This is a genomic window from Actinoplanes sp. GCM10030250 (assembly GCF_042666575.1).
Lineage (GTDB): Bacteria > Actinomycetota > Actinomycetes > Mycobacteriales > Micromonosporaceae > Actinoplanes.
In genome coordinates, this window is sequence record NZ_JBHTDO010000047.1 from 70,082 (window position 1) to 81,508 (window position 11,427).

9 protein-coding genes are annotated in these 11,427 nt (G+C 69.9%); 6 read left to right on the forward strand and 3 right to left on the reverse strand.

Features of this window, described 5'->3' with window-relative positions; all coding sequences use genetic code 11:
• Positions 1 to 18 precede the first annotated feature (18 nt).
• The 5 genes from ACFQV6_RS39135 to ACFQV6_RS39155 all read left to right on the forward strand — a co-directional run bounded on the left by ACFQV6_RS39135 (position 19) and on the right by ACFQV6_RS39155 (position 5,733).
• Positions 19 to 1,080 carry an AAA family ATPase gene (locus ACFQV6_RS39135; protein ID WP_378032766.1) on the forward strand — a complete coding sequence of 354 codons (1,062 nt, stop codon included), beginning with the start codon at positions 19 to 21 and terminating at the stop codon, positions 1,078 to 1,080.
• Positions 1,073 to 3,427 (forward strand): DUF5682 family protein, encoded by a 2,355-nt coding sequence (locus ACFQV6_RS39140; protein ID WP_378032767.1) that lies wholly within the window; start codon positions 1,073 to 1,075, stop codon positions 3,425 to 3,427. Before ACFQV6_RS39135 ends, ACFQV6_RS39140 begins: the two co-directional genes overlap by 8 nt.
• Positions 3,424 to 3,591, forward strand: a complete 168-nt coding sequence (locus ACFQV6_RS39145) for a hypothetical protein (RefSeq protein ID WP_378032768.1) — start codon at positions 3,424 to 3,426, stop codon at positions 3,589 to 3,591. The genes ACFQV6_RS39140 and ACFQV6_RS39145 overlap by 4 nt, the downstream gene beginning before the upstream one ends.
• 61 nt (positions 3,592 to 3,652) lie before the next feature.
• On the forward strand, positions 3,653 to 4,834 hold the full coding sequence (locus ACFQV6_RS39150; protein WP_378032769.1) for a VWA domain-containing protein: 1,182 nt from the start codon (positions 3,653 to 3,655) through the stop codon (positions 4,832 to 4,834).
• A gap of 98 nt (positions 4,835 to 4,932) precedes the next feature.
• Complete coding sequence (locus ACFQV6_RS39155) at positions 4,933 to 5,733, forward strand: class I SAM-dependent methyltransferase (protein WP_378032770.1); 801 nt, start codon at positions 4,933 to 4,935, stop codon at positions 5,731 to 5,733.
• 29 nt (positions 5,734 to 5,762) lie between these two features.
• Here the strand turns inward: ACFQV6_RS39155 and ACFQV6_RS39160 are convergent, their stop codons facing one another.
• Positions 5,763 to 5,978: a hypothetical protein gene (locus ACFQV6_RS39160; RefSeq protein WP_378032771.1), complete on the reverse strand. Its 216-nt coding sequence runs from the start codon at positions 5,976 to 5,978 to the stop codon at positions 5,763 to 5,765.
• A gap of 347 nt (positions 5,979 to 6,325) precedes the next feature.
• Between ACFQV6_RS39160 and ACFQV6_RS39165 the strand changes: the two genes are divergently transcribed.
• A complete protein-coding gene (locus tag ACFQV6_RS39165) occupies positions 6,326 to 7,075 on the forward strand; it encodes a hypothetical protein (RefSeq protein ID WP_378032772.1) in 750 nt (249 codons plus the stop codon).
• 68 nt (positions 7,076 to 7,143) lie between these two features.
• Here the strand turns inward: ACFQV6_RS39165 and ACFQV6_RS39170 are convergent, their stop codons facing one another.
• Both ACFQV6_RS39170 and ACFQV6_RS39175 read right to left on the reverse strand, forming a co-directional pair.
• The gene (locus ACFQV6_RS39170) at positions 7,144 to 9,009 is read right to left on the reverse strand and encodes a S8 family serine peptidase (RefSeq protein WP_378032773.1); all 1,866 of its coding nucleotides are present in this window, start codon (positions 9,007 to 9,009) and stop codon (positions 7,144 to 7,146) included.
• Between the two features lie 95 nt (positions 9,010 to 9,104).
• The gene (locus ACFQV6_RS39175) at positions 9,105 to 10,874 is read right to left on the reverse strand and encodes a S8 family peptidase (RefSeq protein WP_378032774.1); all 1,770 of its coding nucleotides are present in this window, start codon (positions 10,872 to 10,874) and stop codon (positions 9,105 to 9,107) included.
• Between the last annotated feature and the right edge of the window lie 553 nt (positions 10,875 to 11,427).

An 11,427-nucleotide genomic window follows, 5' to 3' on the forward strand; every position in this document is an offset into this window, starting at 1 on the left:
AACCAGTCAGGAGCTTCCGTGACCGCACTGCGACCGCATGCCGAGGATGAGTATGCCGAGGAGCTGACCCTGCTCGCCGCCGCCGATGACCGGCCGCGGCCCCCGGGCTGGCGGCTGTCGCCGCAGGCCGTGGTCACCTACCTGCTCGGCGACGGTGCGAAGATCACCCCGAAATACGTGGGGCCCCGCCGCCTCATGGAGGTCGCCGTCGCCACCCTCGCCACCGACCGGGCGTTGCTGCTGCTCGGCGTTCCCGGCACCGCGAAGACCTGGGTCTCCGAGCATCTCGCCGCCGCCATCTCCGGCGACTCGACGCTGCTGATCCAGGGCACCGCGGGCACCGCCGAGGAGGCCATTCGATATGGGTGGAACTATGCCCGTCTGCTCGCCGAGGGGCCGACCGACGCGGCGCTGGTGCCGAGCCCGGTCATGCGGGCCATGCGGACCGGTTCGATCGCCCGGCTCGAGGAGCTGACCCGGGTTCCGTCCGATGTGCAGGATGCTCTGATCACCATCCTCTCCGAGAAATCGCTGCCGGTTCCCGAGCTGAACACCGAGGTCCAGGCGCAGCGCGGCTTCAACCTGATCGCCACCGCCAACGATCGCGACCGCGGGGTCAACGAGCTCTCCAGCGCTCTGCGCCGGCGGTTCAACACCGTGGTGCTGCCGATGCCGGCCAGCGCCGACGAGGAGGTGGAGATCGTCGCGCGGCGGGTCGCCCAGCTCGGCCGTTCCCTCGAGCTGCCCGAGGTGCCGGCCGCGCTGGAGGAGATCCGCCGGGTCGTCACGGTCTTCCGCGAGCTGCGCTCCGGGATCACCGAGGACGGCCGGACCAAGCTCAAGTCACCCACCGGCACGCTGTCCACCGCCGAGGCCATCTCGGTGATCACCAACGGGATGGCACTCGCCGCCCACTTCGGCGACGGCACGCTGCACCCTGGCGACGTGGCCTCCGGCATCCTCGGCGCCGTCGTCAAGGACCCGGTCTCCGACAGCGCGGTCTGGCGCGAATACCTGGAGACCGTGGTCCGTGAGCGGGACGGCTGGCGCGACTTCTACCGGGCCGCCCGAGATGCCTGAGCGCTTCTACGGCGTGCGACATCACGGGCCCGGCTCGGCCAGGGCGGTGGTGCGTGAGCTGGAGCGCCATCCACCCGGCGTGCTGCTGATCGAGGGCCCGCCCGAGGCGGACGACCTGGTGCGCTGGGTCGCCGACGAGGGCCTGGAACCGCCGGTCGCCCTGCTCGGCTACGCGGTTGATGATCCGGCGCGGGCCGCTTTCTGGCCGTTCGCCGTTTTCTCCCCGGAGTGGCAGGCCATCAGGTGGGCGGTCGGGCGCGGCATCCCGGTGAGGTTCTTCGACCTTCCGTACGGGTTTCGCGTCGCCGCCGACCCGGCACCCGGCAGCACCACCTCCGCCGACCCGGCACCCGGCAGCACCACCTCCGCCGACCCGGCACCCGGCACCGTCGCCTCCGATCCGGCAGCCGTCTTTGCCCCGTCCGACGCCGTCAACTCGGCGGCTGCGGTGAGTGCCGAAACGGCGCCTGGAGCGCAGCGGCCGGTGGATCCGATCGGGGAGTTGGCGGCGGCGGCTGGTTACGACGATCCGGAGCGGTGGTGGGAGGACGTCGTCGAGCACCGAGGCGTGCCGGTCTTCGAGGCGATCGCGGAAGCGATGACGGCGATCCGGGAGAGTTCGGTGGAGGATCCGGACGATCTGCTGCGCGAGGCGTACATGAGAGGGGTGTTGCGGGAGGAGCGCCGCCGGCACGAGGAGATCGCGGTGGTCTGCGGCGCCTGGCACGTGCCGGCGCTCACCCGCAAGGTGCCCGTGAAGGACGACACCGCTCTGCTCAAGGGCCGGCGCAAGGGGAAGGTCGCGTTCACCTGGGTGCCGTGGACCTACGGGCGGCTGGCCTCGTGGTCCGGTTACGGCGCGGGGGTGCGGTCCCCCGGGTGGTACCACCATTTGTTCACCTCCGCCGACGAGGTGGTGCCGCGGTGGCTGGTGGATGCGGCAGGGGTGTTGAGGGCCGAGGGCGTGCCGACGTCGTCGGCGCATGTCATCGAGGCGACCCGGCTCGCCGAGGCGCTGGCTGTCTTGCGCGGGCGGCCGCTGGCCGGGCTCGCCGAGGTCACCGAGGCCGCCGAGGCGGTGATGTGCGACGGGGAGCCGCTCCGCGCCGAGTTGATCGCGCGCCGTCTGGTCGTCGGGGAGCGTCTCGGTGCCGTACCGGAGGCGATGCCGGCCGTTCCCCTGGCCCGCGATCTCACGGCACAGCAACGTTCCGTGCGGCTCAAGCCCGAACCGAGCGAGCGCACCCTCGATCTGGACCTTCGCCGCGACATCGACCTGCGACGCAGCCGCCTCCTGCACCGGCTGCGAACCCTGGATCTGCCGTGGGGCGAGCGCACGACCGGGCGGCGCGGCACCGGGACCTTCCGTGAGGAATGGCGGCTTCAATGGCAGCCGGAGTTCGCGGTGCGGCTGGTCGAGGGCAGCATGTGGGGCACCACTGTGGCCGCGGCGGCGACCGCCCGGATCACCCGCCGTGCACATGAGGCGACCACTCTCGCTGAGGTCACCGGGCTGGTGGAGGTCTGCCTGCTGGCGGATCTGACCGAGGCGTACCCGCCGGTGCTCGCGGCCCTGGACACCCGGGCGGCACTCGACGCCGACGTGCACCACTTGATGGCGGCGGTTCCGGCGCTGGCACGCACCCTGCGGTACGGGGACGTCCGCCGTACCGATGTGGCCGGGCTCGAAACCGTGACGACCGGCCTGCTGGCCCGGATCTGCGGTGGTCTGCCCGCGGCGGCCGGTTCGCTCTCGGACGAGGCGGCCAAACAGCTGCGCGACGGCATGGACGGTGTGCACCAGGCGGTGAGCCTGCTCGCCGACGAACGGCTCCGGGAGCTGTGGCTGGCGACGATCGAGTCCCTGGCCGGGCGGGCCGACCTGCACGGCTTGCCCGCCGGCCGGCTGACCCGGCTGCTGCTCGACGCCGGGCGCCTGGACGCGGCCGAGGTCCGGCGGCGGTTACGGCTGCCGTTGACGGTGGGCACTCCCCCCGCGCACGCGGCCGCCTGGGTGGAGGGGTTCCTGTCCGGCGGCGGCCTGCTCCTGATCCACGACGACACTCTGCTCGCACTTGTCGACGACTGGCTGGCGGACATCCCGGCCGGGGCGTTCGACGACGTACTGCCGCTGTTGCGGCGGACCTTCGGCGGCTTCGACCCGGGGGAACGCCGGGCCATCGGCGAGCGGGTTGCCCGCGGGCGTACCGAAGGCGGGCACGAGAGCGCGACCGTCGACAGGGAGCGGGCAGCAACGGTGCTGCCTGTTCTCAGCGCTCTGCTCGGCCGCGAATTGCGGCCGGTTCCACTGATACAAGCCACCCTTCCCTCATCGGAGGAAAGATGACCGACTCCATGATCGAACCGCAGCATCCGTCGCAGGTGCAGATTTCGCCGGAGGTGCCGGATGTGTGGTTCAGCAGCCCGCCTGACGAGGAGGCGCTGAAGGAGGCTCCCCACTCGGCCGGCATCCACATCGTCTTCACCAGCCCGCCCCGGGAAGCGCGGTGAACGTTTCGCTCGGCGCGGCTTCGCCCGGTGTGGCTGCACTCGGTGCGGCTTGGAGGGGTCGGTGAGTGAGGAGAGCACGGCCGGGCGGGAGCGGGCGCGGCGGTGGCGGATGGTGCTCGGCGGGGCGGCCGAGGAGTCGCTCGGTAAGGCGGCCGGGCGGGACGGGGCGATGGACGGGGCGCTGGCGGCGCTCTACGACGGAGGGGACGGCGGCGAGGGAACCGCTGACCGGCGGTCGGCCGGGCTGGGTAGTTCGGCGCCGAAGGTGGCTCGGTGGCTCGGTGACATCCGGGAGTACTTTCCGAGCACCGTGGTGCAGGTCATGCAGGCCGACGCCATCGACCGACTGGACCTGACCCGGCTCCTGCTCGAGCCCGAGATGCTCGCCGCCGTGGAACCGGACGTGCACCTGGTCGGGACGCTGCTCTCGCTGAACCGGGTGATGCCGGCAGCCGCCAAGGAAACCGCCCGGCAGGTGGTCCGCACCGTGGTCGAGCAGTTGGAACGCCGCATCGAGAAGAAGACCCGGGCGGCTGTGACCGGCGCGCTGAACCGGGCCGCCCGGATCAGCCGTCCGAAGCACGCCGACATCGACTGGGACCGGACGATCCTCGCGAACCTCAAGCACTACCAGGCCGAGCATCGCACTGTGATCCCGGAGCGGCTGGTCGGGTACGGGCGGCGTACCACCTCGGTGCAGCGGGACGTCGTGCTCTGCGTGGACCAGTCCGGGTCGATGGCCGCCTCGGTGGTGTTCTCCGGGGTCTTCGCGGCGGTGCTCGCGTCGATGCGGTCGCTGCGGACCTCGCTCGTCGTCTTCGACACCGCCGTGGTTGATCTGACGGAGCAGCTCAGCGATCCGGTGGAGGTGCTGTTCGGAACTCAGCTCGGCGGTGGGACGGACATCAACCGGGCCATCGCGTACAGCCAGCAGCTGATCACGAGGCCACGGGACAGCATCTTCGTGCTGATCAGTGATCTGTACGAGGGTGGGGTCCGCGACGAGATGCTGCGCCGGGTGGCCGAGATGACGGCTGCGGGTGTGCAGGTCGTGGTGCTGCTCGCGCTGTCGGACGAGGGGGCGCCGGCGTACGACCACGAGAACGCGGCGGCGCTGGCGGCGTTGGGTGTTCCGGCCTTCGCCTGTACGCCGGACGCGTTCCCGGACCTGATGGCCGCGGCGATCGAACGGCGGGATCTGTTGGCCTTCGCCGAACGCCTCGCCGACCAGCAGGCGCACTGACCCGAGCATCGCGCGAGCCTCCGGCGATGTGCGAGGCGTAGTGGGAAGTCCGTGGGACGGGGTGTTGTGGATCCGTTGAAGTAACTACCGTAAGGGGTATGACTGCTTACTTGAACGACCCTGAGATCTGGCAGGAGAGTTGGGACCGGCAGCAGGAAGCGTTCATGCCGGATCGCGAGCACCGGTTCGCCGCGATGCTCGACGCCGTTGCCGCGGTCACCGAGGGCAGGCCGCCGCGCCTGCTCGACCTCGCCGGGGGGACCGGGGCGATCTCGCTGCGTACGCTGGGCCGCTTCCCCGGCGCGCAGGTGACCGTCCTTGATCAGGATCCGGTGCTGCTGACCATCGCCGAGTCCTCGCTGCGGGGACGCGCCACCATCGTCGACGCGGACCTGGGTGATGAGGGGTGGCGGGCGAAGCTGCCGCAGGGCGGCGACCAGGTCGGCGACCAGGGCAGCGCCGAGGACGGCGGATTCGACGCGGTGCTGACGGCTACCGCGCTGCACTGGCTGCCGGCTGAGCGGGTCAGTGCGCTCTACGCGGAGATCCGGGAGGTGCTGCGGCCTGGCGGGATCTTCGCCAACGCTGATCACATGCCGGAGGAGGGGCTGCCGATTCTCTCCAGCAAGCTGCATGAGCATGGGCGGATCAAGCGGGAGGCGAGGTACGCGAGTGGTGCCTCCACCTCCTGGCCGGACTGGTGGGCGCGTGTTGCCGCTGACGAGCAGCTCGCGGCCAAGGCTGTGGAGCGGGCGCGGATCTACCCGGCTGCGGATCACAGTCAGGAGTGGCTTCCGCCGGCGGCCTGGCATGTTGAGGCTCTGCGCGCCGCCGGTTACAGCGAGGCAGGCGTGATCTGGCGCGGTGGCACGGACGCCGCGGTAGCCGCCCTCCGCTAGAGCGTGGGTAGCCGCACACATTGCGAGGGTCAGTCGGTCCAGCGGAGGAAGCGGGTGAAGAGGTCGCCGGCCGGAGTATGAGGCATGTCGCGGGCCGCCTCCTCGAAGTGGTCCCACATCAGGACGGCGAGGTCGATGCGGCCGAGTTCGGCGGCCAGCCGGGTTCGGGCGGGTTCGCAGGGCCAGGGACGGCCGCAGGCGGCGCAATTCCACGACGGGCGGGAAGGGACGTGCTCATCCGGCACCGCACGGCCCCTTCCCTGAAGGAACGGGCACGACGGAAGGGCTCCGGGTCCGCCGCCATCGCACCCGTATGTTTCACACACTGCGCGCGCCCGGATGCCGGGTCAACAGCAGAAGCCGCAGCTCCCTGGACCGGGTGATGCCGTACTTCGCCGCTCGCACCGGCCTATCCGGGCGGCAGGCTGCACAGGTAGCACCGGCGGGACGGCGTGACGACCATCCGACAGTGCCGTTCCGGTGCGCGCCCGTTTAGGACCGGAGAGTCCGCAATGGTGAGCAGCTCTCGCAACCTCGCCCGATATGTCCAGCTCTTTGGGAGCATGAGAAGGGGCTAGGCGAGGACGGTGAGATGGCCGACTACGACGAACAGCAGGAATTCGAACCGCCGAGCGGCCTGTACGCCTCGACGGCCGCAGCGCGGGAGCGCCGCCGCAAGCAGCTGATCGTGGGGCTGACCGGTGCGGCGGTGGTGCTGGCGGGTGCGGGCTTCCTGGTCACCCAACTGCTGCTGACCGGCGGCGAACAGCCGAGCCTTCCGGAACCGGCGGCCCTGGCACCGATGACCACCGGAACATCGAGCACGACGCCGGGAAAGGACACGACGCCGGGGAAGAACACGACACCTGAGGCAGCGAATGCGTCGCACTCGGTAGCCCGTACACCCGAGGGCTTCAAACCGGCGAAGCCGGTCCAGCAAAGCCCGGCACCCACGGCGACCCGCAGCGATGAGCCCGGCCCCCGGGTGTCGGTGTCCCCCGCAGCCGGAGGTGACGTGGCCGAGCAGGTCAGCGTCGCCGAGCGGACCGAGGTGCTGGAGAACGGCACGATCCGGATTCTGAGCGCGCAGCGGGATCTGACCGGGCATCGGGAGTTGCTGCTCGCGGGCGACGAGGGGCAGGCGGTCGGAAACGGCATCCGATGCACCAGCGACGTCCGGATGGAGACGGAGGTGCCGGCGAGCCGGCGGCCGGGGCTGTTGCTGTGCTGGCGTACGTCTCAGGCGCGCAGCGTGATCACGATGGCCGTGGTTCCCCGGGGTGAGCTGCCGACGGCCTCGAGCATCGCGGTGATCGGCCGCGAGTGGGCGAAATTGGGCTGAGGGACAAAACGACCGCGGCAGGGCCTCGAAAGGCCCTGCCGCGGCTGAAGAAGGCTGTCGGTAAAGGATCAGGCCTTGATCGTGTTGCTCGTCGCGCCGAGGATCGCGGTGGTGTCCGGAACCATGACCCGGTACTGCTGACCGCCGCGCAGGCCGCCGATCCGGATGCCGGACTGGGCCTTGAAGGTCAGGACGGACTTCCAGGTGCCGGAGACGTTCTGCTGCACCTGGGCGGTCTGACCGGCGGTGCCGCCGATGGTGACCGTCATCTGGCCGCCGCTGTTGCGGACGACGCTGACCGTGGCGCGCACCTGGTAGGCGACCGCCGGCGAGGTCACTGCCGTGTTCGTGGCCGACTCCGCCACCTTGACTTGGACCTTGTAGGCCGCCTTGGCCACCCGGGTGACCGCGACGGTGCCGGCGTCGGTGGTCTTGGTGTCGGTGCACTTCACCGGGCTGGTGCCCTCGGAGACACAGACCGAGACGCCCTGCGCGGCCCACGCCTTGCCGTCCGCCGTCACCGTGAACGTGGTGACAGTGCTGGTCCCGTACGCGACCTCCGGCGTGCCGGCGCTCACCGTGATCACCGGGGTGACCTTGCCCGCGGCGGGAGGAGGAGAAACCACAGGCGCGCTGGTGGTGGGCGCCGTGGTCGGAGCCTTTGTCGGCGCCGTGGTGGGCGCGGTGGTCGGAGCCGTGGTCGGCGCCTTCGTCGGCGGGGTGGTGGCCGGAGCGAGTGAGTTCAGCGCGGCGACCACGTTGACCCGGCCGTAGCCGTAGTCGTTGTCGAAACCGGCCTTGCCCAGGTCGATCGCGGTGTCCTTGAGGGTCTGCTCGATCTGGTCCGGGGTCAGCGCCCGGTTGGCGCCCTTCAGCAGCGCGACCACACCCGCGATGTGCGGTGAGGCCATCGAGGTGCCGCTCATCGTCTTGTAGCCGTTGCCGAGCGCGGTCGGTGAGGTGCTCATGATGCTGCTGCCGGGGGCGGCGACGTCGACGTAGCTGCCGGCGTTCGAGTAGTTGGCGATCTTGTCGCTGGAGTCGGTCGCGGCGACCGCGATGACACCCTGGTCGGCGCCCGGGTAGTTGGTCGGGCTGCCCTCGGCACGGCTGTTGCCGGCGGCGGCGACGATCGTGACGCCCTTGTTGCGGGCGTAGTTGATCGCGTTGGTGACCGCGGTGACCTTCGAGGTCGAGCCGAGCGACATGTTGATGACGTCGGCGCCGTGGTCCGCGGCCCAGATGATGCCCTCGGCGGTGTCCGACATGTTGCCGCTGCCGTTGGTGCCGAGCGCCTTGATCGGCAGGATCTTGGTGTCCGGCGCGATGCCGGAGACGCCGACCCCGTTGCCGGTGACCGCGGCGATCGTGCCGGCGACGTGGGTGCCGTGGCCGTTGCCGTCGGTGGTGGCTCCGGCCTTGTTCGTGATCGCGTCGTATCCGCTCAGCACGTTGGCCGCCAGGTCCGGGTGCTTCGAGTCAACGCCGGTGTCGACCACAGCGACGACGACGCCGGCGCCAGTCGACTTCTTCCAGGCCTCGGCGATGTTCAGCTTGGCGAAGTCCCACTGCTTGCTGCGTGACGGGTCCGAGCCGGTCGGGATGTCGAGCGCGTACGCCGTGGCGTCGAGCTCGACGCTCACCGCGTTCTTCGCGCCCTGCGCGTCCTTGACCAGCTCGGTCGCGGACTGCTTGTCGGTGGCCTCCTTGACCGTGACCACCGGACGGCCGTCCTTGCCGACCGTGGTGGTGACGACCCGGGCGGGCTTCTCGGCGGAGACGGTGGCCGGGAGCATCTGCTCGGGGCTGGTGGTCAAGCCGTAGGTGACGGGCTCCCAGCTCACCGAGCCGGTCGGAAGGGCGAAGACACCGACAGCGGCGAAAGCACTGGCGGCAACGGCACCCATGGCGAACCTACGGATCTGAACCTTCATCAACGTCTCTCTCCCCCGTGTTTGTGCTACGAGAAGAGAATCGGAGGGTGAGGTTGTGAGCCGTGGTGTCAGGGTGTTGCACATCGGTAGTCAGCTCAAATCATGACTCCCGCGCTCGTGACGCCGAGGATCGCCGCGGTGTCCGGCACGACCACCCGGTATCGCTGCCCGATCGTCATCCCGCTCACCGTCGTTGTCGCCGCTGCCGGGAAGTCGCCGATCTCCACCCAGCGGCCGGCCATGTACTGCTGAACCTGCACGGTCTGACCGGCGGCACCGGTGAGGCGTACGGTCATCACTCCGCGCGAGGTGCGGGTGACGGTGACCTTGGCCCGCACTCGGTAGGTCGCGGTCGGGGAGGTCGCGGCGTTTGTCGTCTCGGTCTCGGCGACCTTCAGGTTGGCCTTGTAGGACGAGGTGGCGGGACGAGACAGGACGACCGTTCCGCTCACCGTGGTCGTCGTGTCGGTGCAGAAGAACTCGCCTTCGGCCTCGCTGACGCAGAGGGAAACGGGCTTGCGGGCCCAGACCTTGCCGGCGACGCGGACCGTGAAGGTGGTTGCGGTGCTTGTTCCGTACGCGACCTCGCGGCTGATCACTGTCGTAGTAAGCAGGGGGTTGGCCCTGGCGGCGCTACTGGTCGGTGCAGTCGTCGGCGGGGTGGTTCTCGGCGCGACCGAAGCCAGCGCCGCGACCGGGTCGATGCGCCCGTATCCGTAGTCCTTGTCGAACCCGGAAGCCCCCAGGTCGACCGAGGTCTTCTCCAGCGCCGACTCGATCTGGTCCGGCGTCAGGGCCGGCGAGTAGGACTTGAGCAGCGCCGCCACCGCCGCGACGTGCGGGGTCGCCATCGAGGTGCCGTTGAACGACATGTACGAGCTGTTCGGGTACGTGCTCATGATCGCGCTGCCGGGGGCGGCGACGTCGACGTAGCTACCGGCGTTGGAGTAGGTGGCGAACCTGTCGGCGGCGTCGGTCGCGGCCACGGCGATGACACCCTCGTCGGCGCCGGGATAGTTGATCGGGCTGCCCTCGCCGCGACTGTTGCCGGCCGCGGCGACCACTGTCACGCCCTTGCTCCGGGCGTACCGGATCGCATTGCTCACCGCGGCGGCCTTACCGCTCCCACCCAGCGACATGTTGATCACCTTGGCGCCGTTGTCGGCGGCCCAGATGATGCCCTCGGCGGTGTCCGACGTGTTGCCGCTGCCGTTGGCGCTCAGCACCTTGACCGGCAGGATCTTGACGTCCGGCGCGACCGCCGAGACACCGATGTTGTTGCCGGTCACCGCGGCGATCGTGCCCGCCACGTGCGTGCCGTGGCCGTTGCCGTCGGTGCTGACACCCGCCTTATTCGTGAGCGCGTCGTAACCACTGAGGACGTTCTTGGCGAGGTCGGGGTGCCTCGCGTCGACACCGGTGTCGATGACGGCGACCGTGACACCCGCGCCCGTCGACCTCTTCCACGCCTCGGCGATCTTCAGCTTGGCGAAGTCCCACTGCTGGCTACGGTACGTGTCCGAGCCGGTCGGGACACCCAGAGCGTGCACCGGGAAGTCGAGCTCGACGCTCACCGCGTCCTCGGTCTTCTGCGCCTCCTTGACCAGCCTGGTCGCGGCCTTCCGGTTGGTGGCCTCCTTGACGGTGACCACGGGGCGGCCTTTCCGGTCGACAGTGGTGGTGACGATCCGGGCGGGCTTCGTCTCGGTGACCGTCTCGGGCAGCAACTGCTCCGGGCTCTGCGTGAGACCGTAGGTGACCGGCTCCCAGCCCGCCGTGCCGCTGGGCATCACGAAGACGCCGGCGGCAGCGAGCGCGCCGGCGGCTACGGCACCAGCGGCATAGCGGCGCAGTCGAACCTTCATCCTCGGAGTCCCTCCCGTTTTCGCGGTCGGGATCGAGCATCGGCGGCGCCGCAGGGCGCTGTAACTTTTCCGGAGTTGCGGCTCGGTAGCAGCACCGGGTGCCGAACACAGCATGCGGCCCGGCGCCTGCTGGGCACCGGGCCGCTCTTCTCAAGAACAACTGCTTCTGTACGTACGGCCCGACGGCGAACGTGGCTCCGCTGCTGACGATCGTCGGGTGCGCGACGAGTTGCCGGTTCCAGCACGATTCGTTCGGCTGGTCGAAAAAACAACTCGGGGCGCACCTCACCGAGCCGGCGCGTGACCATCGTGGCCGTCGATCGGATCGGCACTCCGCCGGCTTCGAGACCGTCGCGGTCATCGGAACGCGAGTGGAAGAAGCTTTGCTGAACGGGCCGGAATGCCGGCGCACAGCTGGATGGCCCACAGAAAGGCTGGTGCAACGGTCGTACGTTTCGGGCTATCCACGAGGCCTTAAAGCTCCTAACACGATCTCGGCTGGGTCCACTTGATCAATCTGCGCCAGCAGATCATGGCGCACGCGAGGCTGACG